General features: G+C 66.7%; 24 protein-coding genes. 18 read left to right on the top strand and 6 right to left on the bottom strand.

Translation table 11 applies throughout. The features are described 5' to 3' along the window. Window positions 1–81: 81 nt before the first annotated feature. Together OM960_RS06210 and speB are read right to left on the bottom strand one after the other, a co-directional pair. On the bottom strand, window positions 82–978 hold the full coding sequence (locus tag OM960_RS06210) for a DMT family transporter (protein WP_263332992.1): 897 nt from the start codon (window positions 976–978) through the stop codon (window positions 82–84). Beyond that, window positions 975–1,934, bottom strand: a complete 960-nt coding sequence (gene speB, locus OM960_RS06205; protein ID WP_264771384.1) for an agmatinase — start codon at window positions 1,932–1,934, stop codon at window positions 975–977. The genes OM960_RS06210 and speB overlap by 4 nt, the downstream gene beginning before the upstream one ends. A gap of 165 nt (window positions 1,935–2,099) precedes the next feature. On the opposite strand from speB, the gene OM960_RS06200 reads away from it, so the two are divergent. The 10 genes from OM960_RS06200 to OM960_RS06155 all read left to right on the top strand — a co-directional run bounded on the left by OM960_RS06200 (window position 2,100) and on the right by OM960_RS06155 (window position 11,865). After that, window positions 2,100–3,065, top strand: coding sequence for a TDT family transporter (locus OM960_RS06200; protein WP_263332990.1), 966 nt, complete (start codon window positions 2,100–2,102; stop codon window positions 3,063–3,065). 98 nt (window positions 3,066–3,163) lie between these two features. Further along, a complete protein-coding gene (gene guaB, locus OM960_RS06195) occupies window positions 3,164–4,612 on the top strand; it encodes an IMP dehydrogenase (RefSeq protein WP_263332988.1) in 1,449 nt (482 codons plus the stop codon). A 519-nt stretch (window positions 4,613–5,131) separates the two neighbouring features. Then, on the top strand, window positions 5,132–5,314 hold the full coding sequence (locus OM960_RS06190) for a hypothetical protein (protein WP_263332987.1): 183 nt from the start codon (window positions 5,132–5,134) through the stop codon (window positions 5,312–5,314). Between the two features lie 27 nt (window positions 5,315–5,341). After that, on the top strand, window positions 5,342–5,896 hold the full coding sequence (locus OM960_RS06185; RefSeq protein WP_263332985.1) for a cupredoxin domain-containing protein: 555 nt from the start codon (window positions 5,342–5,344) through the stop codon (window positions 5,894–5,896). Window positions 5,897–5,909: 13 nt separating this feature from the next. After that, window positions 5,910–7,640: a cbb3-type cytochrome c oxidase subunit I gene (locus OM960_RS06180; protein ID WP_264771383.1), complete on the top strand. Its 1,731-nt coding sequence runs from the start codon at window positions 5,910–5,912 to the stop codon at window positions 7,638–7,640. 28 nt (window positions 7,641–7,668) lie between these two features. Next, window positions 7,669–8,550 carry a heme o synthase gene (gene cyoE / locus OM960_RS06175; RefSeq protein ID WP_264771382.1) on the top strand — a complete coding sequence of 294 codons (882 nt, stop codon included), beginning with the start codon at window positions 7,669–7,671 and terminating at the stop codon, window positions 8,548–8,550. Next, window positions 8,538–9,353 carry an SCO family protein gene (locus OM960_RS06170; RefSeq protein ID WP_263332979.1) on the top strand — a complete coding sequence of 272 codons (816 nt, stop codon included), beginning with the start codon at window positions 8,538–8,540 and terminating at the stop codon, window positions 9,351–9,353. The genes cyoE and OM960_RS06170 overlap by 13 nt, the downstream gene beginning before the upstream one ends. Continuing rightward, window positions 9,353–10,930 carry a cytochrome b N-terminal domain-containing protein gene (locus OM960_RS06165; protein ID WP_264771381.1) on the top strand — a complete coding sequence of 526 codons (1,578 nt, stop codon included), beginning with the start codon at window positions 9,353–9,355 and terminating at the stop codon, window positions 10,928–10,930. Before OM960_RS06170 ends, OM960_RS06165 begins: the two co-directional genes overlap by 1 nt. Beyond that, window positions 10,927–11,448, top strand: coding sequence for a hypothetical protein (locus tag OM960_RS06160; RefSeq protein WP_264771380.1), 522 nt, complete (start codon window positions 10,927–10,929; stop codon window positions 11,446–11,448). Before OM960_RS06165 ends, OM960_RS06160 begins: the two co-directional genes overlap by 4 nt. Window positions 11,449–11,460: 12 nt before the next feature. After that, on the top strand, window positions 11,461–11,865 hold the full coding sequence (locus OM960_RS06155; RefSeq protein WP_264771379.1) for a bacteriohemerythrin: 405 nt from the start codon (window positions 11,461–11,463) through the stop codon (window positions 11,863–11,865). Window positions 11,866–11,892: 27 nt separating this feature from the next. Here the strand turns inward: OM960_RS06155 and xth are convergent, their stop codons facing one another. Together xth and betC are read right to left on the bottom strand one after the other, a co-directional pair. Then, a complete protein-coding gene (gene xth / locus OM960_RS06150; RefSeq protein ID WP_264771378.1) occupies window positions 11,893–12,672 on the bottom strand; it encodes an exodeoxyribonuclease III in 780 nt (259 codons plus the stop codon). A 76-nt stretch (window positions 12,673–12,748) separates the two neighbouring features. Next, window positions 12,749–14,272 (bottom strand): choline-sulfatase, encoded by a 1,524-nt coding sequence (gene betC / locus OM960_RS06145; protein WP_264771377.1) that lies wholly within the window; start codon window positions 14,270–14,272, stop codon window positions 12,749–12,751. 194 nt (window positions 14,273–14,466) lie between these two features. Here betC and OM960_RS06140 point away from each other — a divergent pair, with 194 nt between their 5' ends. Continuing rightward, window positions 14,467–15,381: a LysR substrate-binding domain-containing protein gene (locus OM960_RS06140; RefSeq protein ID WP_264771376.1), complete on the top strand. Its 915-nt coding sequence runs from the start codon at window positions 14,467–14,469 to the stop codon at window positions 15,379–15,381. On the opposite strand, the gene OM960_RS06135 is transcribed toward OM960_RS06140, so the two are convergent. After that, a complete protein-coding gene (locus OM960_RS06135; protein ID WP_263332965.1) occupies window positions 15,378–15,971 on the bottom strand; it encodes a sulfotransferase family protein in 594 nt (197 codons plus the stop codon). The genes OM960_RS06140 and OM960_RS06135 overlap by 4 nt on opposite strands. 191 nt (window positions 15,972–16,162) lie before the next feature. Here OM960_RS06135 and recA point away from each other — a divergent pair, with 191 nt between their 5' ends. The 7 genes from recA to OM960_RS06100 all read left to right on the top strand — a co-directional run bounded on the left by recA (window position 16,163) and on the right by OM960_RS06100 (window position 23,855). After that, window positions 16,163–17,239 (top strand): recombinase RecA, encoded by a 1,077-nt coding sequence (recA, locus tag OM960_RS06130; protein WP_263332962.1) that lies wholly within the window; start codon window positions 16,163–16,165, stop codon window positions 17,237–17,239. Window positions 17,240–17,321: 82 nt separating this feature from the next. Beyond that, window positions 17,322–17,681 carry a nuclear transport factor 2 family protein gene (locus tag OM960_RS06125; protein ID WP_264771375.1) on the top strand — a complete coding sequence of 120 codons (360 nt, stop codon included), beginning with the start codon at window positions 17,322–17,324 and terminating at the stop codon, window positions 17,679–17,681. 91 nt (window positions 17,682–17,772) lie between these two features. After that, window positions 17,773–20,436 carry an alanine--tRNA ligase gene (gene alaS / locus OM960_RS06120; protein ID WP_264771374.1) on the top strand — a complete coding sequence of 888 codons (2,664 nt, stop codon included), beginning with the start codon at window positions 17,773–17,775 and terminating at the stop codon, window positions 20,434–20,436. Then, a complete protein-coding gene (locus OM960_RS06115; protein ID WP_263332958.1) occupies window positions 20,436–20,732 on the top strand; it encodes a DUF1330 domain-containing protein in 297 nt (98 codons plus the stop codon). The genes alaS and OM960_RS06115 overlap by 1 nt, the downstream gene beginning before the upstream one ends. After that, window positions 20,732–21,220, top strand: coding sequence for an MOSC domain-containing protein (locus OM960_RS06110; protein WP_263332956.1), 489 nt, complete (start codon window positions 20,732–20,734; stop codon window positions 21,218–21,220). The genes OM960_RS06115 and OM960_RS06110 overlap by 1 nt, the downstream gene beginning before the upstream one ends. 159 nt (window positions 21,221–21,379) lie before the next feature. Further along, entirely contained in the window at window positions 21,380–22,171 is a 792-nt protein-coding gene (locus tag OM960_RS06105) for a class II glutamine amidotransferase (protein ID WP_263332955.1), read from the top strand. A 139-nt stretch (window positions 22,172–22,310) separates the two neighbouring features. Then, window positions 22,311–23,855, top strand: a complete 1,545-nt coding sequence (locus OM960_RS06100) for a trimethylamine methyltransferase family protein (protein ID WP_263332951.1) — start codon at window positions 22,311–22,313, stop codon at window positions 23,853–23,855. Window positions 23,856–23,910: 55 nt separating this feature from the next. On the opposite strand, the gene OM960_RS06095 is transcribed toward OM960_RS06100, so the two are convergent. After that, the gene (locus OM960_RS06095) at window positions 23,911–24,201 is read right to left on the bottom strand and encodes a DUF6477 family protein (RefSeq protein WP_263332949.1); all 291 of its coding nucleotides are present in this window, start codon (window positions 24,199–24,201) and stop codon (window positions 23,911–23,913) included. Window positions 24,202–24,219 lie beyond the last annotated feature (18 nt).

The raw sequence follows: 24,219 nt of genomic DNA, 5'->3' as shown, positions 1-24,219 counted from the left end.
TCATCCCTAACGTGTATGTTTATTGTTCGGCGACGGTACGGGCGGCGCCTTTGCGGCGTCAATGAATGACGTCACGTCCTGTCAAACTACCTTGAGTTTGTGACGTAACGGCACTGCTGCACCCCTTGCACGTATGTTCAGCCAGTTCGCCGCGAGGATGATCGCGCCACCGGCGAGAACCCAGAAATCGAACGGCTCGGCGTAGAAGATCATGCCGATGACGGCGATCACCGGCAGGCGCAGGAAGTCGATCGGGGTCACAACGGAGGCGGGCGCGAGCGAGAGCGCCTTGGTCAGGCTGAAATGCGCGCCGAGCCCGGCGAGGCCCATGGCCAGTAACCATGGCAGGACCGCGTGGGAGGGCAGGGCGATGGCACCGTCTGCGCCGGCGCAGATCAACGCGAACGCAGATTGCATCACCGCAAGCCAGAAGAGGATGCAGGTGACCGACGCTACATGCGTGAGCCGTTTGGTGACGATGGCCGAGCCTGCGAAGCCGACCGCGCAGAGCAGCGCCGCCACCAGGCCGATTGACAGGCCGCCGCCGAAGGGGCGGGCGACGATCAGGATTCCGGCGAATCCGATCAGAGCGGCGGCGAGCTTCACCGGCGTCAGTCGCTCGCCGAGAAGGAGCGGCGCGGCAAGCGCGACGAGGATCGGGTAGGAGAATTCTAAGGCGAAGAGCTGCGCCATCGGGATCAGCGCGAGCGCATAGAGCCAGAGGTTCTGCCCGGCGAAGTGGAGCACATTGCGCAGCCCATGGACATGGAGGCGGCGGGTGGTGATCTCTGTGGCCCGGCCGGTCGCGACGGCCACGCTCACGACCACGGCGACGCCGATCAGCGAGCGGTAGAGCATCATCTCGAACGTGTCGAGCGCGGGGGCGATCTCGCGCCCCGAGACCGCGAGGATGCAGAATCCCGTGATCGAGCCGATCATCCAGAGGGCGGCCGCGACCGGCGCGGGTAGTCCCGTCATGCCTGCCCGCGGGCATGGAAGACAAAGCCGAGGAAGTTCAGAAGCAGTTGCGCGGCAAGGATCGCGGTCGAGCCGGTCGGATCGTAGTCGGGCGCGACCTCGACAAGGTCGATACCGACGATCTCATGCGCCAGCGCCGCGCCCTGCAGGATCTCCAGCACCTCGTAATAGAGAAAACCGCCATGCGACGGCGTGCCGGTGCCCGGTGCGATCGAGGGGCAGAAGCCGTCGATGTCGATTGTGACATAGAGCCGGGCGCCCTTGGGAATCCGCGCCAGAACGCCGTCGCGCCCGAGCTTGCGGACCTGGCGCACCGAGAGGATGTCGGCTCCCATCGCGCGGGCCGCGTCATAGCCTTCCTTCGCCGTCGATGAAACGTTGCGAATGCCGAACTGGGTCAGCCCCGTCACATAGTCCTTTTCGGCCGCCCGCCGCATCGGATTGCCGTGGCCGTGACGCACGCCGTGGCGTTCGTCGACGAAATCGAGATGGGCGTCGATCTGCAGGATGTGGATCGGTCCCTGGCCGTCGAATGCACGGATGCAGGGAATGTTGACCGAGTGGTCGCCACCGATCACGACTGGCAGCGCGCCGGCCTTGAGGATCGCGCGGACCCCGGCCTCGATGTTGGCGTGGCTCCTCTCGGTGTCGGTATGGACGATGTCGGCATCGCCGATGTCGACGATGCGGACATCGGCGCCGAGATAGGTCACGTCGTCCTCGTGATCGTAGGCGCCGGCGTGGCCGAAGGAAAAGAGCGTCGAGGCCTCGCGCACCGCGCGCGGGCCGAAGCGTGCTCCCGCGCGGAACTGGGTGCCGAAATCGAAGGGCGCGCCGAGGATCGCGACATCGGCGTCGATCGCCTCCCAGTCCGCGACATGGGGTCGCTTGCCGAAAGTCGCGATTCCGACGAACGGCAGGTTCAGCCGCCCGGTCTCATAGCCATGCGTGCTCATGGTCACCTCCCTTTGCGGGACCAGAGTAGAGGCGCCAAGCGGCATCGCATAGACGACAAGCGGCATCGAGGCCGCGCCTGAAAGGAAAATTACGCGCTCTATGCGCTTTCCGCTCGCAAATTACGGTCCAGCACGGCAGGTTTAGAGAAAAGACAGAGGCAGATCATGGCATTCAAACCTCCGGCCCCGACGCCGCCGGGCTTGTTCCGGCGCATGCCTCCGGCAGTCTTTCCGGCGATCATGGGGCTTTTTGGCCTCGGCCTCGGCTGGCGGCGGGCCGCGGACAGCTTCGCGATTTCCGGCGGGGTCGGGGAAGCGATCCTCGGCGCGACGACGCTACTCTTCGTGTTCTCGTTCTTCGGCTACGGCGCCAAACTCGCGCGGCGCCCGCGCGTGATCGTCGAGGAGCTGCGCATTCTGCCCGGCCGCGCCGGCGTCGCCGCGGCGGTCCTGTGCTGGTATCTCCTGTCGATCACGTTCGCGCCCTACCATGCCGGCGCGGCCTACGGCGTCCTGATGGCGGGGTTCGGGTTGCACTGGATCCTAGTCGCCCTGCTGGTGCATCAATTTTTCACGAGCCCGCCCGAGCAGCGCCGGGTGACCCCGGTCTGGCATCTCACCTTCGTCGGGTTCATCGTCGGCGCGCTCGCCGCGACGGTGCTCGAGCTTTATGTTCTGGCGCTCGTGCTCTTCTTCGCCACAGCGCTCATCGCGGCGCTGATCTGGTCGGTCAGCTTCGAGCAGATCGTCAAGGACGGGGTGCCTTCGCCGCTCCGGCCGCTGCTGTCGATCCATCTCGCGCCGGTCGCGCTTCTGGGCCTGGTGGCCGAGGCGCTGGAGCTTCACGCCGTATCGCTGGGCTGCGCCGGGATCGCGGCGCTCATGCTCGCATGGTTCGTTGCCCGGGTCTTCTGGCTGACCGAGGCGGGTTTCTCCCCGCTCTGGGGTGCCTTCACCTTCCCGCTCGCGGCGACCGCCAACCTGTGGCTGGCCGTCGGCTGGTTCTGGCGGGTGCCGGGAGGCGTGCTACTCGTCGCAGCAACGCTCATCGTGCCGGCGATCGCGTTCCAGATGCTCCGGCTCTGGGCGCGCGGGCAGCTCGCCATCAAGACCAACGCGGCGACGGCCTGAGCACGCGCGATGCCGGCTCGGCGGATTTAGGGCTTGCCATCCGGCCCCCCGCATGAAACAGGGGAGCGCCAAACGAAAGCTCCCCTACGAGGTTCCCCATGGAGATTCGCGAGGCTCTCACCTTCGATGACGTGCTTCTTGTTCCGGCGGCGTCGAGCGTTCTGCCCTCCGATGCGGACACTTCGACCCATGTGACCAAGTCGATCCGCATGAACATCCCGCTCCTGTCCTCCGCGATGGACACCGTGACCGAGGCGCGGATGGCGATCGCGATGGCCCAGGCCGGCGGCATTGGCGTCATTCACCGCAACCTCGGGATCGCGGAGCAGGCGGCCGAGGTGAGCCGCGTGAAGCGGTTCGAAAGCGGTGTCGTCTACAACCCGATCACGCTCAAGCCCGACCAGACGCTGGCCGATGCGAAGATGCTGCAGGAGCGTTACTCGGTGACCGGCTTTCCGGTGATCGACGACGCGGGCCGCGTCGTGGGCATCGTGACCAACCGCGACATGCGCTTCGCCTCGGACGACAACACCCCCGTCAAGGTGATGATGACCGCCGAGAACCTCGCGGTGCTGACCGAGCCCGCCGATCTCGAAGAGGCCAAGGGCCTGATGAAGGCGCGGCGGATCGAGAAGCTGCTGGTCACGGACGGGCAGGGCAAGCTGACCGGGCTCCTGACGCTCAAGGACACCGAGAAGGCGGTGCTCAATCCCCATGCCTGCAAGGACGATCTCGGCCGTTTGCGGGTCGCCGCCGCCTCGACGGTGGGCGATGCCGGGTTCGAACGGTCGCAGGCGCTGATCGACGCGGGCGTCGACATGGTGGTGATCGACACCGCGCATGGCCACAGCGAGGGCGTCGCGAAGGCGGTGGAGCGGATCAAGGCGCTGTCGAACGCGGTCCAGGTCGTGGCGGGCAACGTCGCTACCGCCGAAGCCACCCGGGCGCTGATCGCTGCCGGGGCGGATGCGGTCAAGGTCGGGATCGGACCGGGCTCGATCTGCACGACGCGGATCGTCGCGGGCGTCGGCGTGCCGCAACTCACCGCGATCATGGATGCGGCCGGCGCGGCCGGGGACATCCCGGTGATCGCCGACGGCGGCATCAAGTATTCCGGCGATTTCGCCAAGGCGATCGCGGCGGGCGCCTCCTGCACCATGGTGGGTTCGGCCATCGCCGGCACCGACGAGAGCCCCGGTGAGGTCATCCTCTACCAGGGCCGCAGCTTCAAGAGCTATCGCGGCATGGGTTCGCTCGGCGCGATGGCGCGCGGCTCGGCCGACCGCTACTTCCAGAAGGATGCGGCGTCGGACAAGCTCGTGCCCGAGGGGATCGAAGGCCAGGTGCCCTACAAGGGGTCCGCGGCCGCCGTCGTCCACCAGCTCGTCGGAGGCCTGCGCGCGGCGATGGGCTACACCGGCAACCGCACCGTGGCCGAGATGCGCAAGAATTGCCGTTTCGTTCGGATCACGGGGGCAGGGCTCAAGGAGAGCCATGTCCACGACGTGCAGATCACGCGAGAGAGCCCGAACTACCGGCTCGGATAATCGCTTGGCACCGCGAGGGTAGCGGCGGCCGTCATGAGGCCGCCGCCCGCAGGCGTTGGCGCGGGCAACGGATGCAGGCGGCGCGTGGCCGGTCTGTTCGAAAGTCCTGCCGGAGCGTCGAAAGCCGTGCAATTTCAGTACATTGAGCCCGAACGTCTGGCACGGTCCAAGCCCTGAACGGCCGAGCGTTTCCAGACCATATTGGCCGCAGGCGCGTATCCCCTAGCCCCAGTGGCGGAAGATAGTCCCGAGTCCGAACCTTTTGGTCCTTGATATAAGTCAAGCCGCGGAAGGCACATTTGTGTGAGCATCCTATCTCAGGATGCGCCTTTCCGGCGAAGCCTGCCGCTCACTCGGACCCCGCGCGGAAAGCTGGCGCGACGGCCCGGTTGCCGGGGCAGATTCCGCATGACGGGCGCCGAAGTGGCGAAAGGGCATGAGATCGGGGCATAGCCTCGGAACTCTCCGAGGCACGCGATCGCAGACATACCCCTTTCGCACAGAGCGGGAGGAGCCAGAATGACCGAGCGAAAGGCCGACAAGGGCAAGGTAGGTGGCGAAGGGCCGCCCGAGCGCGTTCCCTTCATGCAGCAGGTTCTCGACAATCCGTTCCTGCTGCTCTTCCTCGGGATCACCGTGCCGGCGGTGCTCTACACGATCTGGGGCGTCATGGAGATCGCCTCGATTCCGGTCTTCGAGTGACCCTGTCGCTGTAGGAAGGGCGCAACCATGGCCATCACACCCCCGTCAAACCGCCTCTGGTGGAAGGAACCGATCCACGGAATCGAGCTCGGCTGGATCGTCATCGCTTTCCTCTGGGGCCTGTTCATGTTCTTCTTCATGATCGCCTGGCATTTCATCGGCGAACAGAACCTCTCGACCGAGACCTACAAGGTCAAGCCCGAGCGCTACCAGGAAAGGGTCGAGGCCTTCGCCGCCGAGTTCCAGGCGCAGGATGCCGACGGCCAGCCGCTCGAGGAGAACGGCGTGCCGGTGGTGCGGCCGCCCGTGGGCGGCGACGCCTATATCCTCGCCCGGCTCTGGGAGTTCTGGCCGATCCTCGAACTGAAGAAGGGCGAGAGCTACCGGATTCACCTGTCCTCGGCCGATTGGCAGCACGGCTTCTCGCTGCAGCCCACGAACATCAACATCTCGGTCCATCCGGGCTACGAGCATGTCGTGACGCTGACGCCGACCGGAACGGGCGACTTCGGCATCGTCTGCAACGAATTCTGCGGCGTCGGGCATCACACGATGACCGGGCGCATCCGCGTCGTCGAGTGAGGGAGGAAGGACGATGACAAGCATTGATCATGGTGCGGCTCCCGTCTCCGGCGCCGGGGCGCGCTATCGCGTCTGCCGCTTCACCGGACTGAAGGTCGATTCCAGCGCCGAGGCGCTGATCAAGGTCAACGCCGTCGCGGCGGTGCTGTTCCTCGCGCTCGGCGGGCTGATGGGGCTTCTCGTGGCGCTGACGCGCTGGCCCGCAGTTCAGCTTCTCGATGCGGAGCTGTTCTACCTCGTGCTCACCGGGCACGGGGCGAACGTGCTCCTGTTCTGGATCATCTTCTTCGAGATCGCGGTGCTCTATTTCGCCTCCTCGGTAATCCTCGGCAGCCGCCTTGCGACGCCGTGGTTGGCCTGGCTCGGCTTCCTCTTGATGGTCGCGGGCGCGGTGATGGCGAACTACGCGGTGCTGAGGGGCGATTCCTCGGTGATGTTCACCTCGTATCCGCCGATGCAGGCCTCGCACTGGTTCTACCTCTCGCTGATCATCTTTGCTGTGGGGGCACTCGTCTCGGTGATGGTCTTCTTCGGCACGCTCGTCGTGGCGAAGGCCGAGAACACCTATGACGGTTCGGTGCCACTCGTCACCTTCGGGGCGATCACGGCGGGGATCATCGCGGTCTTCACGCTCGCCTCGGGCGCGGTGATCCTGATCCCGACCTGGCTCTGGTCGCTCGGGCTGATCTCCAACATCGACTCGCTGATGTACAAGGTCGTCTGGTGGGGCATGGGCCATTCGAGCCAGCAGATCAACGTCTCGGCCCATGTCGCGATCTGGTACGCGATCGGCGCGATGGTGCTCGGCGCCAAGCCGCTGTCGGAAAAGGTCAGCCGCACGGCGTTCCTGATGTACATCCTGTTCCTGCAGCTCGCCTCGGCGCATCACCTCCTCGCCGAGCCGGGCATGAGCTCGACCTGGAAGATCGTGAACACCTCCTACATGATGTATCTCGCGGTCATGGGCTCGATGATCCACGGGCTGACGGTGCCCGGCGCGATCGAGGCGGCGCAGCGCCGCAACGGCTTCACCCGCGGCGCGTTCGAATGGCTGACCAAGGCGCCCTGGGGCAACCCGGCCTTCTCCGGCATGTTCCTTTCGCTCGTGATGTTCGGCTTCATCGGTGGCATCTCGGGCGTCGTGCTCGGGACCGAGCAGCTGAACGTGCTGATGCACAACACGATCTACGTTCCGGGCCATTTCCACGGCACGGTCGTCGCCGGCACGACGCTCGCCTTCATGGCGATGACCTACCTCGTGGTGCCGCTGATCTTCCAGCGCGACATCGTCTGGCCGACGCTGGCCAAATGGCAGCCGTTCCTCTTCGGCATTGGCGCGGGCGGGATCTCGCTCTTCATGATGGGGGCGGGCACGCTCGGCGTGGCGCGGCGGCATTGGGACATCTCGCTCACCGACGCGGCGCATGCGTTCGAGTATCCGGCCGCGGCCTATCTGATGATGGGGCTCAACGGGATCTTCGCCATCCTCGCGGCGATCGGCGGGGTGGTGTTCATCCTCGTCGTTGTCGCCTCGATCCTGATCGGGCCGAAGCTCGAGGGTCCGGGCGCGAAGATGCGCTTCCCGCTCCATGACCAGAGCCGCGAGGCGGTGGCGGAATACGGCAGCCACGGCACGCTGAAACTGCCGGGCACGATCATCCTCGTGGGCATCTTCTTCGCCTGCTTCGTGCTCTACTACTTCGTGAACTGGAAGTACCTGTCGGAACTCTGGCTGTTCCGTTGACCCCTTCCATCCGATGCGGAGCCTGCCCATGACCGCCGCCCTGACGATGACCGCCTCGATCCTGAAGCTCCGGATCGGCTCCTTCGTGGCCCTCGCCGCCCTGGTCGGCATCGTTACGGGCGGCGGCGAAATGGGCTGGGCCGAGGCCCTGGTCTTCACCCTCGCAGTACTTGGGGCCTCCGGCGCGGCGGGGGCCTTCAACCACTATTTCGAGCGCGAGAGCGACCGGCTGATGGCGCGCACGGCGATGCGGCCCTTCGCCAGCGGGAAGCTGAAGCCGGGCGCGATCTGGCCCTTGACCTTCACCGCGCTCCTCGCCGCCTCGCTGGTGATGGGCTGGTCGGTGGGCGGCACGCTCGCCGCCGTCCTCGTCTTCTGCGGCGCCTTCACCTACGGCGTCGTCTACACGCTCTGGCTGAAGCGCCGCACTGTCTGGAACGTCGTGATCGGCGGTGCGGCGGGCAGCTTCGCGCTCCTCGCAGGGGCCGCGGCGGCGGCACCCGAATTTGGCCCGACGCTGGCGCCGGTGCCGGTCCTCCTGTCGGCGATGCTCTTTCTCTGGACGCCGCCGCATTTCTGGGCGCTCGCCGCCGCAAAAGGTGCCGATTACGAACGCGCGGGCATCCCGATGCTGCCCGTCGTCACCGGGCCGGAGGTCTGGGGGCCGGTGATTTTCAGCCATGTCCTCGTCCTCGTCCTGATCTCGTTCGGGCCTCTGCTATATGGGCTCGGGCCGCTCTACGGTCTCTGCGCCGCCCTCGGCGGAGCGATGTTCCTCCGTGCAAGCTGGCGGCTCCTGCGCGAGCCAGAGCGCCGCAACGCGATGGCGACCTTCCGCGCCTCGCTCTTCCATTTCGCGCTGGTCTCGGCCGGCGTGCTGCTCGACGGGGCCGCAAGATGGGTCTCCTGAAGGCATTGGCGGTCATCCTCGCCGGACTCGCGGCGTCGCCCGCCGTGGCGGAGAAGCTCGACGCGGAAATCGCCTACGAGACGAGCCAGGCGGCGATCGGCAACGCGACGAGTGACCACGTCCTGACCGACCATCGCGGCCGGACGCTCACGCTCGCGGAGTTGCGCGGCAAGCCGCTCCTCGTTTCGCTGATTTTCACCAGCTGCGCCACGGTCTGCCCGATCACCGCCGACCACCTGCGCGAGTCCGTCCTCAAGGCGCAGCAGGCGCTCGGCAACGACGCCTTCAACATCCTCACCTTCGGCTTCGATGCCAGCGGAGACCGGCCGGCGCAGCTCGCGGGCTTTGCCGGCACCCACCGGCTGGTCGAGGTGACGAACTGGCAGATCGCCAGCGCCGACCCGGCAACGACCGAGGCCCTGCTCACGGAACTCGGCTTTTCCTTCCGCGCCGGGGCGGGCGGGTTCGAGCATGTGACCCAGACGAGCCTCCTAGATGCCGAGGGCCGGGTCTACCGGCAGATGTACGGCGAGGCCTTCCCGCTGCCGGTGCTCCTTGAACCCCTGAAGGAACTGGTGCTCGGCATCAGGACGACGGCGATCACGGCCGAGGGGCTCTGGGACCGGATCTCGTTCCTCTGCACGGTCTACAACCCGCTGACGGGCGCCTACCGTTTCGACTACGGCATCTTCTTCGGCATCTTCTTCGGGGCGCTCTCGCTGGTGCTGACCGGGATCGTGATCTTCCGGCTCTGGCTCGAACGCCGTCGGGCGCTGAAACGGGCCGAGCGCGGGGCGATCTGATGCGCGACATCCTGAGGCGCGGATTCGACCGGGTCGAACTCGGGCTCGACCGGCTGTTCGGGCCGGACTGGAACCCGCTCGCCCAGCTCGGCCCGCTCGGCTGGCTCCTGTTCTGGCTGGTGGCGGGGACCGGAATCTACCTCTTCATCTTCTTCGACACCGGCGTCACCGCTGCCTATGGCTCGGTCGAATGGCTGAGCCGCGACCACTGGTGGCATGCCGGGCTCGCCCGGAGCGTGCACCGCTACGCCTCGGATCTGATGGTGCTGGTGATGTTCGTCCATCTCGTGCGCGAATGGGCGATGGACCGCTACCGGGGGCGGCGCTGGTTCTCCTGGATCACCGGCGTGCCGATCATCTGGTTCGTCTATCTCTCCGGCATCACCGGCTACTGGCTGGTCTGGGACGAGCTGGCGCAATACGTCGCGCTGACCACGACCGAGCTTCTCGACAGCCTCGGCATCTTCGCCGAGCCGATCGCGCGCAACTTCCTCGCGCCGGATACGCTTTCGGGCCGGTTCTTCACGCTGATGGTGTTCCTCCACATCGCGATCCCGCTCCTCCTGCTTCTCCTGATGTGGATCCACATCCAGCGCATCACCGAAGCGCGGACGAACCCGCCGCGCGGTCTTGGTCTCATTACGGTGGTCGCGCTTGTCGCGACCTCGCTCGCGCTGCCGGCCTATCTCGACGGGCCCGCCGACCTGGCGAAGGTACCGCAGCAGGTTGGGCTCGACTGGTTCCTCCTGTCGCTCTACCCGGTGATCGAGAGCGTGCCGCCCGGCGTGATCTGGGCCGGAACCGTGGTCTTCACCCTGCTTCTCATTGGCCTGCCCTGGCTGCCGCCGCGCCGCGAGGCTGCCGCCGCTAAGGTGTTCCTCGAGTTCTGCAACGGCTGCACGCGCTGCGTCGAGGACTGCCCCTATGCCGCGATCACGCTGGTGCCGCGCACGGACGGGCTGCCCTTCAGCCACGAGGTCGAGGTCAATGCCGACCGCTGCGTCGCCTGCGGCATCTGCATGGGCGCCTGTCCGTCTTCCTCGCCGTTCCGCCGTTCGGGCGATCTGATCACCGGGATCGATCTGCCCGGACGGCCGCTGGCCGAGCTTCGCGCCGAGGTGATCGCGGCGGCGCGCGGACTGACCGGGCCGGGGCGGGTGATGACGCTCTCCTGCGCCCATGCCGCGGGGCGAGAGGCGGCGCCGGGCCGCGTCGTCCTGCCTTGCGTCGCGATGGCGCCGCCCTCGCTTCTGGATTTCATCATCAGCCGCGGCCTTGCCGACGGCGTCGCTGTCGCCGGCTGTGCCGAGCGCGACTGCTACAACCGGGTCGGCGGGGCCTGGACCCGTGACCGCTTCGCCCGCACCCGCGATCCGCAACTCCGCCGGCGCGTGCCGCGCGAGCGGATCCTCACGGTCTGGGCCGGGCCGAGCGAGACGACGCGGCTCGCCGCCGAGCTGAAAGGCTTTTCGGAGCGGCTCGCGGCGATGCCGCCTTACGAGAATGTCCGGCCGCTCCAGGAAACCGAGTCCGCCGGGGCGAACGGCGCCGCAAAACGGGCAGGGAGCGCGACATGAGCGGGCCGGGCATCGACTGGGGCCGGCGCTGGCCGCATCTCGCACTGGGCGGGGCGCTGACCCTAGCGCTCTTTCTTGGTGTCGCCATGCTGTCGGCGCGGCCCATGTGGCAGAGCGTGCCCGGGGATATGGCCCTCATGCGGCTGAGTTTCGCCCACAGCGGCGTGCGCGATTGCCGCGACCGCACCGCCGAGGAACTGGCGAAGCTTCCGGCCAACATGCGCACGCCGCAGGTCTGCGAGCGTCGCCGGGCGCCGGTGCGGGTCGAGCTCGATCTCGACGGAGAACCGGCCTTCGCCGCCGACCTGCCGCCGAGTGGGATCTCGGGTTCGGGACCGTCGCGGGTCTATCACCGCCTGCTCGTACCCGCCGGCAGCTACCGCGTCGCGGTCCGGATGCGCGACGACCCGGCGGTCGCGGGCTTCACCCAGGAGGCGGCCTTCGATATCGTGGTGGCGCCGGCCGAAAGCGTCGCGATCGACTTCGACGCGACAACCGGCCGGTTCTACCTGCACTGAGGGGAGGGCGCGATGGCCCCGATCGCATGGAAACCGGAATACAGCGTCGGCGACCCGGCGGTCGACCACGAGCACCAGGAACTGGTGGAGCTGGTCAACAGCGCCGCCGCGGCGATCCTCGACGGCCGGCCCGGCGCCGATATCGACCGCAGTTTCGGCGATCTCTTCCGGGCGATATCGGCGCATTTCGCGCATGAGGAAAAGCAGATGCGGCGCGCCGAATACGACCAGTACCCGCCGCACAAGGCCGATCATGAGCGCCTGCTCGACGCGCTGCGCGACATCATGGATGACGCGCATGACGATGCCGAGGCGGCGGCGGAGCGGCTGACCGCGGCGCTCGAAGCCTGGTTCGTCGAGCATTTCCGGACCCACGACGCACGGCTGCACCGAAAGCTCGGACCACACGATCACTGACGGTCGCTCCGTGCGCCGTGTGGCGGCTCAGGCGTCGAGTTCGATCCAGACCGGAACGTGGTCGGAGGGTTTGTCGCCGCCGCGCACCGCCTTGTCGATCCCGGCGTCGTTGAGAAGGTCGGCGGCCTGCGGGCTGAGCAAGAGGTGATCGATGCGGATGCCGTTGTTCTTCGCCCAGGCGCCGGCCTGGTAGTCCCAGAACGAGTAATGCCCGGGCCGCGGCTCGCGGGTGCGGAACGCCTCGGTATAGCCGAGATTGAGGATCCGCCGGAACGCGGCGCGGCTATCGGGCAGGAAGAGCGCGTCCTCGACCCAGGCCGCGGGCTTCGCGGCATCCTCGGATTGGGGAATGATGTTGTAGTCGCCCGCCATGACCACCGGCATCTCCTCGGCCAGAAGCTCGGCAGCACGTTCCTTCATCCGCGCCATCCAGGCGAGCTTGTAATCGTATTTCGGCCCCGGCGCGGGGTTGCCGTTCGGCAGGTAGAGCCCGCAGAGCCGCACCGCCGTCTTGCCGACCACCGTCGCCTCGATCCAGCGCGCCTGCTCGTCCGCATCGTCGCCGGGCAGGCCGCGCGTCAAGTCCTCCAGAGGAATCTTCGACAGGATCGCCACACCGTTGAAGCTCTTCTGGCCGTGGGTCTCGACGAAATATCCTCGATCCTCGAAAAGCTCGCGCGGGAACGCCTCGTCGACCGACTTGATCTCCTGCAGGAGCACGATGTCGGGCGACGCCTCATCGAGCCAGGCGGGCAGGGCCTCCGCCCGCGCCTTGATGCCGTTGATGTTGAAGGTCGCGATCTTCATTCCTGCCCCCGGATGCGGTTCCGGGGGTGATCATCCACGGCTTTCACCCGCGCCGCAACCCGATGGCGCGGCGGCGTCACTCGCCGCGCGGGAAGCGTTTCGATTCTTCCAGCACGTTGAGGTCCATGTGGTTGCGCATGTAGCGCTCCGAGGCTTTCTGCAGCGGCTGGTAGTCCCAGGGGAAGTAGTCGCCGTTCCGGAGCGCCTCGTAGACCACCCAGCGCCGCGCCTGGCTCTGCCGCACCTCGGCGTCGAACCGGGCGAGATCCCAGCGCGCCTCGGACTTTGCCTTCAGCGCCGCGAGCGTGTCGGCATGGGCCGGGTCGCCGGCGAGGTTCGTCAGCTCGTGAGGATCGGCCTCGAGGTCGAAGAGCTGGTCGGGGTCGAGCGCGCAGCGGTTGTACTTCCAGCGCCCTTCACGCAGCGACACGAGCGGCGCATAGGAGGCCTCGGCGGCGTATTCCATCATCACCGGCGCGGTGCGCTCGGTGCCCTTCGCGGTCGGCACGAGGCTCATCCCGTCGGTCCAGGGCATGACTTCGTCCAGCGAGACCCCGGCGAGGTCGCACAGCGTCGGCGTGACGTCGAGGGTCGAGACGGCCGTATCGATGCGCTGCGGATCGAGGCCGGGGGCGGCGATCATCAGCGGCACCCGCGAAGAGCCATCGTAGAAGTTCATCTTGAACCAGAGCCCCCGCTCGCCGAGCATGTCGCCGTGGTCGGAGACGAAGAGGATCGCCGCCTCCTGCCGCGTCGTCTCCAGCGCCTCGAGGATGCCGCCGATCTTGTCGTCGATGTACGAGATGTTGGCGAAATAGGCGCGGCGGGAACGGCGGATGTCCTCCTCGGTGATGTTGAAGTTGCGCCAGTCGTTGGCGTCGAAGATGCGCTTCGCGTGAGGGTCGTGATCGGCATACTCCATCGCCGGAATCTCGGGCAGGAGATGCTCGCAGTCCTCGTAGAGATCCCAGTACTTCTTCCGCGCGACGTAAGGGTCATGCGGATGGGTGAAGCTGACGGTCAGGCACCAAGGCCGGTCATCGAGCCCCCGCGCGAGGTCATAGACCTTGCGCGTCGCGTTGTAGGCGACCTCGTCATCGTATTCCATCTGGTTGGAGATCTCGGCCACGCCGGCGCCCGTGACGGAGCCCATGTTGTGATACCACCAGTCGATCCGCTCACCGGGCTTGCGGTAGTCCGGCGTCCAGCCGAAATCGGCGGGGTAAATGTCGGTCGTCAGCCGCTCCTCGAAGCCGTGGAGCTGGTCGGGCCCGACGAAATGCATCTTGCCCGAAAGGCAGGTCTGGTAGCCCGCGCGGCGCAGGTGATGGGCAAAGGTCGGGATGTCGGAGGCGAACTCGGCCGCGTTGTCGTAGACTTGCGTGCGCGACGGCAGCTGGCCCGACATGAACGAGGCGCGGCCTGGCGCGCAGAGGGGCGAGGCGGTGTAGGCGTTGCGGAACCGCACCGAACGCGCGGCGAGGCGCCTGAGGTTCGGCGCATGCAGCCACTCGGCCGGGCCGTCGGGGAAGAGCGTGCCGTTGAGCTGGTCCACCATGAGGATCAGGATGTTCGGTTTGTCTTGCGAGGTGCTGCTCACGTCTTGCTCCTTGGATTCTGGCGTGCCGGCGCCAACTTACTATGAACGCGGGACCGGTCGCACGGCCTGGCACCGACGGATCGGGATCGGCCACTGTGAAGCGCCGGGTTTGCCTTCGCGGTAGTTCGCATATTTTAAATAGCACATCATACGAGAATATGCGTTCCTGCGGCGTAAAACAGCGACACCTGCTAATGACAGACTTTCACAACGCTTATGCCATGTTCGGCCGCTACAGCTCGGACCTGTGCCTGTTCGTCCTGGCCGCCGAGCTTGGGAAATTCTCTGCGGCCGCCGAGGCGGCGGGCCTTACACAGCCGCGGCTGAGCCAGCGGATGAAGAGCCTTGAGGAAGGTCTTGGCGTTCAGCTCTTCGAACGCGGCAGGCGTGGCATACAGCTCACGCGAAGAGGGCAGGATCTCTATCAGGCCGTGGCGCCGGGTGTCGCGCTGGCCACCGCGGGGCTGTCGGCCTTCCGGACCCGACCGCCGACGGCCGAGGTCCTGATCTCGGTGGATTTCGCCTTCGCGACCTTCCGCCTTCTGCCGCGCATGCCCGAGCTTCGGGAGGCGTTTGCGGCCCTCAACATCTCTGTCCTTGCCTCGCAATTGCCGGCCCCGGCCGACGCGTCCCTCACGGATATCTCCATCCGCATGGGCGAGCTGAGAGAACGGCGGCCCGGTGAGGTTTGCCTGATGGAGGAACGAGTGTCGGCCGTCTGCAGTCCGGCGTATCTGAAGGGGTCGGGCTCGACGCTCAGGCCTTCGGACCTCCTGCACGAGGCGCTTGTCGATCTGGCCTCGCCACCCGGCGCGCCGTGGATGAGCTGGACGGAGTGGCTTGCGCGGTTCGGCCTGCAACATCATCGAACGGCGGTGCGATCGACATTCAACAGCTATGATCTCGTCGTCCGCTCGGCTGAAGCCGGGCTTGGAATAGCACTCGGGTGGCATGGGCTCATCGACGACCGTCTGAAGGCGGGGTCGTTGGTGCTGGCGGTTCCGGAACAGGTCGAAAGCAGGAGGGGTTACCTGATCGGCGTCGATCCTGATCGTGCTACGAAGGATGCCCGCGCCGTGTACGACTGGATCATCGCGGCGATGACCTAATCCTTGAGCGAGTTGTAGAGCGAAAAGTCGCGCTGTAGCTCCTCACGCAGCCGAGTTTCGAGTCCGCCGTCGAGCTCAAGCGATCCGGGAGGCGATACCATGAGCCGGGGCAAGTTGATCTCGCAGTCAAGCCGCTCCTCGAGGAACCCGACAAAGCCCGGCATGTCGTCGTAGCGGAATATCTGGTCGACGCCGGGTCCCTTGTCGGGAACGAGGAACCGGCTCTGGCGCCCCACCTTCGCGAATTCGGGCTGCGGATCGCTCAGATAGGCTTCGATGAACTGGTTGAAGCTCATCCCGGCGGTGCTGCGTTCGGGGCGCGGCCCGTCATCCCGCTGGCGGTAGCGATACCAGCTTCCGAGCCAGTCGAGCGGTTCGCGCATCACGGCGACGACCTGGAAATCCTCATCCGCCGCGAGTTGAAGATAGGGAGCAAGGAAGCGCCAGTAGCGATGGGCCGAGGTATGCTTGAGCTCCGGCGGGCGCTGGATCACGACGCTCGCCAGCGATTCGAGCGCCGCCTCGATCGCGGTGCTGCCGGTTTTCGGCGTCGCGAGATAGACCAGCCGTTGCTTCCAGAAAACAAGCATCACGCCTCCCGTGTCCGTGCCGCGAAAAAATCACGGCGCCGTTAAGTAATCCTTTACCGGAAGAAGAAAAAGTCGATTTGACGAAAATCGTGTTGAAATGTTCTCTTTTTGATCTCATAAACATGAGAACATGACAAGAACACGAGCAGCGATTGCCGCCCTTAGCCGGGTGTGAAATAAGGAAGCGACCGATGGCAGTGACGAACCTTTTCGACATGAACGACAAGCGCTCCGCAGACAAACAGAAAGCCCTCGATTCGGCCCTCGCGCAGATCGAGCGGCAGTTCGGCAAGGGTTCGATCATGCGCCTTGGCGCGGACAACCCGGTGATGGAGATCGAGGCGACCTCGACGGGCTCGCTCGGGCTCGACATCGCGCTCGGGATCGGCGGCCTGCCGAAGGGCCGGATCGTCGAGATCTACGGGCCGGAAAGCTCGGGGAAAACCACGCTCACGCTCCATGTCGTGGCCGAGGAGCAGAAGAAGGGCGGGGTCTGCGCCTTCGTCGACGCGGAACACGCGCTCGACCCGCAATATGCGAAGAAACTCGGCGTCAATCTCGACGAATTGCTGATCTCGCAGCCCGATACCGGCGAGCAGGCGCTGGAGATCGTCGACACGCTGGTGCGCTCGGGCGCGGTCAGCCTCGTCGTCGTCGACTCGGTCGCGGCGCTGACGCCGAAATCGGAGCTTGAGGGCGACATGGGCGACAGCAATGTCGGCGTTCATGCCCGGCTCATGAGCCAGGCGATGCGCAAGCTGACCTCCTCGATCAGCCGCTCGAACTGCATGGTGATCTTCATCAACCAGATCCGCATGAAGATCGGCGTCATGTTCGGCTCGCCGGAGACGACGACCGGCGGCAACGCGCTGAAATTCTACGCCTCGGTGCGGCTCGACATCCGCCGCATCGGCTCGATAAAGGATCGCGACGAGGTCGTCGGCAACACGACCCGCGTCAAGGTCGTCAAGAACAAGGTGGCGCCGCCGTTCAAGCAGGTCGAGTTCGACATCATGTATGGCGAGGGCATCTCCAAGACCGGCGAGCTCATCGACCTCGGCGTCAAGGCCGGCGTCGTGGAGAAGTCCGGCGCCTGGTATTCCTTCGGTGACGAGCGTATCGGCCAGGGCCGCGAGAACGCCAAGCAGTTCCTGAGGGACAACCCCGACATGGCCTGGCAGATCGAGGACAAGATCCGGGCGAGCCACGGGCTCGACTTCGGGGCCTCGGATGACGACGCCTCGGCAGAGGATGTGATGGAGAGCTGAGAGCGGTTTGGAGATCGCTCCCCTTCATGCGAGGATCGAACGCGGCCCCTTGGGGCCGCGTTTCGCATTTGGGGGAGAGCTTATGGATCATTTCGAGGATATTCGCCGCACCGTCGCCACCTATGTCGAGGGGATGGCGCGCGGGGACCGCGCGGCGCTTGCGCGTGCCTTCCATCCGAAGGCGGCCTCGATCGGCCATTTCGGCGGCGGGCTCGAATGGGATGGCGTCGAGAAGTTCATCGCCTCCTGCGAGGCCGAGGCGATCCCGGCCGATGCACCGGTGCCGCCGCATGAGATCGAGTCGATCGTGGTGGCCGGCGATACGGCGGTGGTACGGGTGGTCAATGTCTGGGCCGGGCTCGATTTCCGCGACACGCTGAACCTGCTTTACCACGAGGGCCGCTGGCAGATCGTCGCGAAGGTCTTCCTGCACCTGACGTGACGGCAATGCTGCGCCGCAGGAATATGGACATGGACCCCGACAAGGGCTAACACGCCAAGGCTGATCCCTTCCGCCCCGAGAGGCCCGCCCGATGCCCAGCCTGAACGACATCCGCTCGACCTTCCTCGACTTCTTCCGGCGCAACGATCACCGGATCGTCGACAGCTCGCCGCTCGTCCCGCGCAACGACCCGACGCTGATGTTCACCAACTCGGGCATGGTGCAGTTCAAGAACCTCTTCACCGGGGTCGAGACGCGCGATTATGTCCGCGCCTCCACCAGCCAGAAATGCGTCCGCGCGGGCGGCAAGCACAACGACCTCGACAACGTCGGCTACACGGCGCGGCACCATACGTTCTTCGAGATGCTGGGGAACTTCTCCTTCGGCGACTATTTCAAGGCCGAGGCGATCCCTTACGCCTGGGAACTTCTCACGAAGGATTTCGGACTGAACAAGGACAAGCTCCTCGTCACGGTCTACCACACCGACGACGAGGCGGCCGGGATCTGGAAGAAGGTCGCGGGACTTCCCGACGACCGCATCATCCGCATCCCAACGGATGACAATTTCTGGCGCATGGGGCCGACCGGTCCCTGCGGCCCCTGCACCGAGATCTTCTACGACCACGGTGACCATATCTGGGGCGGCCCTCCCGGCTCGGCCGAGCAGGACGGCGACCGCTTCATCGAGATCTGGAACCTCGTCTTCATGCAGAACGAGCAGTTCGAGGACGGCTCGATGCGCGCACTCGACATGCAGTCGATCGACACCGGCATGGGGCTGGAGCGGATCGGCGCGCTTCTGCAGGGCAAGCACGACAACTACGACACCGACCTGATGAGGAGCCTCATCGAGGCCTCGGCGCATGGCACCTCGACCGATCCCGACGGGCCGGGCAAGATCCACCACCGGGTCATCGCCGACCACCTGCGATCCACCTCGTTCCTGATCGCCGACGGGGTGATGCCGTCGAACGAGGGGCGCGGCTATGTGCTCCGCCGGATCATGCGCCGCGCGATGCGGCACGCGCATCTTCTCGGCGCGCAGGATCCGCTGATGCACCGGCTTGTGTCGGCGCTGGTGCGGCAGATGGGCGGGGCCTATCCGGAACTGCAGCGGGCGCAGGCGCTGATCGAGGAGACACTGAAGCTCGAGGAGACCCGCTTCAAGCAGACGCTTGAGCGCGGACTCCGTCTGCTGGACGACGAACTTGGAAAACTCGGCGAGGGCAAGCCGCTGCCGGGCGCCGCGGCGTTCAAGCTCTATGACACCTACGGCTTCCCGCTCGATCTCACGCAGGATGCGCTGCGCGAGAAGGGCCGGACCGTCGATGTCGCGGGCTTCGACCACGCGATGCAGGAGCAGAAGGCTAAGGCGCGCGCCGCCTGGGCGGGCTCGGGCGAGACCCAGGACGCCACGATCTGGTACGACCTGGCCGAAAAGCACGGGGTCACCGAGTTCCTCGGCTACGATACCGAGACCGCCGAGGGCCAGATCCTCGCGCTGGTCGCGGAGGGCAAGGAAACCGGTGCGGCGGCGAGCGGCGCCAAGGTGCAGATCGTCGTCAACCAGTCGCCATTCTATGCCGAGAGCGGCGGCCAGGTCGGCGATACCGGCTTCATCCGCACCGATACCGGCATGGCCAGGGTGACGGACACCAAGAAATCCGCCGGCATCTTCATCCACATCGCCGAAGTGGCCGAGGGCGAGATCGCCCGTGGCCAGCCGGCAAAGCTGGAAGTGGCCCATGCCCGCCGCACCGCGATCCGGGCGAACCATTCTGCGACCCACCTCCTGCACGAGGCGCTCCGCCGCGCGCTTGGCGATCATGTCGCGCAGCGCGGCTCGCTCAATGCCGAGGACCGGCTGCGCTTCGATTTCAGCCATTCCAAGGGGTTGACGAGCGCGGAACTTGCCGATGTCGAGGCCGAGGTCAACGAGTTCATCCGCCAGAACTCGCCGGTGGAGACGCGGATCATGACGCCCGACGATGCCCGCGGGCTTGGCGCGCAGGCGCTTTTCGGCGAGAAATACGGCGACGAGGTGCGGGTCGTCTCGATGGGCACGCTTTCGGGTTCCGGCAAGGGTACCGACGGCGACACCTATTCGCTGGAGCTGTGCGGCGGCACCCATGTGAAACGCACGGGTGACATCGGCGCCTTCGTGGCGCTCGGCGACTCGGCGTCCTCCGCAGGGGTGCGGCGGATCGAGGCGCTGACCGGTCAGGCGGCGCTCGACCACCTGCGTGGCCAGGACCAGCGGCTGGGCGAGGTTGCGGCGACGCTGAAGGCGCAGGCCGCCGACGTGCCGGCTCGCGTGAAGGCGCTGATGGACGAGCGCCGGGCGCTCGCCAACGAGGTCGCGCAGCTTCGCCGCGAACTGGCGATGGGCGGCGGCGCGGGGCAGGGCGCTGCCGACCGCGAGGTCAACGGCATCCGCTTCCTGCCGCAGATCGTCTCGGGCGTCTCCGGCAAGGACCTGCCCGCGCTCGTCGATGAGTTGAAGGCACGGATCGGCTCGGGCGCGGTGCTCGTCGTCGCCGATACCGGTGGCAAGGCGGCGGTGGCGGCGGGCGTGACGCCGGACCTCACCGCGCGGCTCTCGGCGGTCGACATCGTCAAGGCCGCGGCCGAGGCGCTCGGTGGCAAGGGTGGCGGCGGGCGGCCGGACATGGCGCAGGCCGGCGGCGCGGATGCGTCGAAGGCCGAGGAGGCGGTTAAGGCCGCCGAAGCGATCATCGGAGGTGCGAAGTAATGAGCGAGACCAAATCCGCGCTGTGGATTGCGCATGTGAAGGTCACGGATGCCGAGGCCTACGGCAAGTATGCCCAGGCAGCGGGCCCGGCGATTGCCAGGCACGGCGGCGTGTTTCTCGCGCGCGGCGGGCGCTATGTCCAGCTCGAGGGCAACGAGCGGCCGCGCAACGTCGTGGCGCGCTTCCCGTCGCTCGAAGCGGCGGTCGCCTGCTACAACAGCGACGAGTACCAGGCCGCGCTCGCCCATGCGAAGGGCGCCAGCGAACGCGACCTGATGGTGCTCGAGGAAGCCTGATGGCGGATCTCGCCCGGCTTCTGGCAACCCATGCCGGGGCGGGGCGAGTGGTCTGGATCGGGTTGCGCCCCGAGCGGCTGGCCGATCCCGTCTCGGTTGATGCGGCGGAACTGACCGAGGCAGGGCTCGCGGGCGATCACGCCCGTGAAGGCAAGCGCGCGCTGACGCTGATTCAGGCGGAGCACCTGCCGGTGATCGCCGCGCTCTGCCGGCGCGAGGCGGTCGCGCCTGAACTCCTGCGGCGCAATCTCGTGATCAAGGGCATCAACCTTGGCGCGCTTCGCCATGCGCGGCTGAGGATCGGCGGCGCCGAGGTGACGATCACCAGCCCCTGCGCGCCCTGTTCGCGGATGGAGGCGGCGCTGGGGCAGGGCGGCTACAACGCGATGCGCGGCCACGGCGGCTGGTGCGCCGAAGTGGTCCAGGCGGGCCGTATCGCGGTGGGCGATCCGGTCACGGCGACCGGAGCGGAGGCGCCCCGGCGCTGATGCCGCCGGGCAGCGAAGCGCCGATAATACGGAGACCTGAACGGAATCTGTCGATTGCCGCCGTGATCCGCGCTACGTTAAGCCAAAAGCAACGAGGCAGTGCCAGGCTTCCGGACGTGGCGGAATCCGAAGGCGCCGCCCGCTACGCGAGGCGAGAGCATGTGCAGATGGGCGGCCTATACCGGCACTCCGATCTTTCTCGAGGACATCGTCAGCCGGCCGGGCCATTCGCTCATCCATCAGAGCCAGTGTGCCTCGGAATGCAAGTCGGCGATCAATGCCGACGGCTTCGGGCTCGCCTGGTATGGCGATCGCGAGGAGCCGGGGCTCTTCCGCGACATCCTGCCGGCCTGGTCGGACCCGAACCTGCGCTCGCTGACGGCGCAGGTGAAGTCGCATCTCTTCCTCGCCCATGTCCGCGCCTCGACCGGCACCGCGACGAGCCGCAACAACTGCCACCCGTTCGCGGTCGGCCGCTGGTCCTTCATGCACAACGGTCAGATCGGCGGCTACGACGCGCTGCGCCGCGATGCCGAGATGCTGATCCCAGACCATCTCTATGCCCACCGGAAGGGCGCGACCGACAGCGAGGCCCTGTTCCTCGTCGCGCTCGGCGAGGGGCTCGACGAGGATCCCAAAGGCGCGCTAGAACGGGCGACAGCGCGGTTCGAAGTGCTGTCGCGCGCGAAGGGAGCGGCGCCGCATGTGCGGATGACGGCGGCGTTTTCCGATGGCGAGAAGCTCTATGCGGCGCGCTATGCAACCGACGCCGGGGCGCCGACGCTCTACCACCGCTGGTCGGACTCGCGGCGCGGCCGCGCGGTCGTCTCAGAGCCCCTGGAAACCGGCGAATGCTGGGACTCGGTGCCGCCGGGCAGCTTCTGCACCTTCGAGGGTGACCGGGTGACGATCGAGCCTTTCGCGCCCGGGCAACTCGCCCGCGTCGCCTGACGCCGCGGGAGCCTGCGGCCGTCGCTTTCCGGGTCGTCAAATGTCGTTTTCGCTTGCGAAGCGCCGCATCCCGCAATCGGCCCCGGCCCAATGCGGGTACAAGGTGCCCCAAACCGACATAGTCAGGAGACTCAGGGATATGAGCGAAGTTTCGGAAGGCCGGCGGGCACGGGGTGGCGGCGGCGCGGCGCGCCGGGCGGAACGCACCGCTGTCCGCATCGAATGCGCCAAGTTCATCGAGCGCAACATTCCGAACCTCGAAATCCTCAACGAGGAAGCGCTCGAGATCATCGAGGCCAACGCCGAGACGATCCTTCAGGAGGTCGGCGTCAACTTCGTCGAGAACCCCGAGGCGCTGAAGCGCTGGAAGGATGCCGGCGCCGATGTCGACGGCGAGCGCGTCCGCATCCCGAAGGGCCTCGCGCGTCAGCTCTGCAAGACCGCACCCTCGTCCTACGTCCAGCACGCCCGCAACCCGGAGCGCAACGTGACCGTGGGTGGCCGTGGCCTCGTCTTCGCCCCGGTCTACGGCCCCCCCTTCGTCCGTGATGCCGACGGTGGCCGCCGCTACGCGACGCTCGACGACTTCCACAAGTTCGTGAAGCTCGGCTATATGTCGAAATGGCTGCATCACTCGGGCGGCACGGTGTGTGAGCCGACCGACATCCCGGTGAACAAGCGCCACCTCGACATGCTGCTCGCCCACATGACGCTCAGCGACAAGCCCTACATGGGCTCGGTGACCGAGCCGGTCCGCGCCGCGGATTCGGTCGAGATGTCGAAGATCCTCTTCGGCAACGACTTCGTCGACCAGAACACCGTGATGACCTCGCTCGTCAACATCAACTCGCCGATGACCTTCGACGGGATCATGATGGGCGCTCTGGAAGTCTACGCGAAGGCCAACCAGGCCTGCATCATCTCGCCCTTCATCGTCGGCGGCGCGATGGCGCCGGTGACGGTCGCGGGTACGCTGACGCAGGTCATGGCCGAGGTGCTGGCGGGCGTCGCCTACAGCCAGCTCATCCGTCAGGGTGCGCCGGTGATCTTCGGCGCCTTCGTGACCTCGATCGACATGAACTCGGGCGCGCCGACCTTCGGCACGCCGGAAGCGGCGCATATCACCTACGGCGCGGGCCAGCTCGCCCGCCGCATGGGGCTGCCGTACCGTTCGGCGGGCTCGTTCTGCGGCTCGAAGCTGCCGGACGCGCAGGCCGCCTACGAGACCTCGAACTCGCTCAACATGGGTCTCCTCGCGGGCGTGAACTTCATGCTGCATTCCTGCGGCTGGCTGGAAGGCGGCCTGGTGTCGTCCTTCGAGAAGTTCGTGATGGATGCCGACCAGCTCGGTGTGCTGCATCACCTCGCCAAGGGCATCGACATGTCCGAGACCGGCCAGGCGATGGGCGCGATCCGCGAGGTCGGCCCGGGCGGCCACTATCTCGGCTGCGAACACACGCAATCGAACTTCAAGCAGGCGTTCTGGCGGACCGAACTGCTCGACTACAAGCCCTACGAGGCCTGGGAAGAGGAAGGCGCCCGCGACACCGTGGCGCTGGCACGCGCGCGCGTGAACAAGCTCCTGAACGACTACCAGAAGCCGGCGATCGACCCGGCGGTCGAAGAGGCGCTGAACGAATACGTCGCGAAGAAGAAGGCCTCGATGCCCGACGCCTTCATGTGATCGCGCCAGTCGCGAGGGACAGGAAGGGCCGCCCATCAGGGCGGCCCTTTCGCATTCAGGCGCGGCCCGGCTGTGGCAGGAGCCGCGCCTCGGCCATCATCGCGATCAGCACTTCGATATGGCGGATGAAGCTGTAGGAGGCGTCGCCGGCCTGGCGCGTCGCCTCCAACCGCTCCTCCTCGGCCAGGAGGGCCGACAGCGCCCGCTCCGGCGCGGGCGTATCCGCTACGCGTATCACCCGCCTCAGGTCGCGGCTGCGGTTGTACTCGGCAAGCCCGGCCCGGGCGGCGCGGATCAAGAGGCGGGGACGCCGCAGTTCGGACACGAGCGAGAGTAGATCGGACATTCTGATCCTCCGGAGATT

This window comes from Defluviimonas salinarum, from assembly GCF_026013545.1.
Lineage (GTDB): Bacteria > Pseudomonadota > Alphaproteobacteria > Rhodobacterales > Rhodobacteraceae > Albidovulum > Albidovulum salinarum.
The sequence above is the reverse complement of the archived record's forward strand: the minus strand, read 5'-3'. Positions and strand labels throughout refer to the sequence as shown.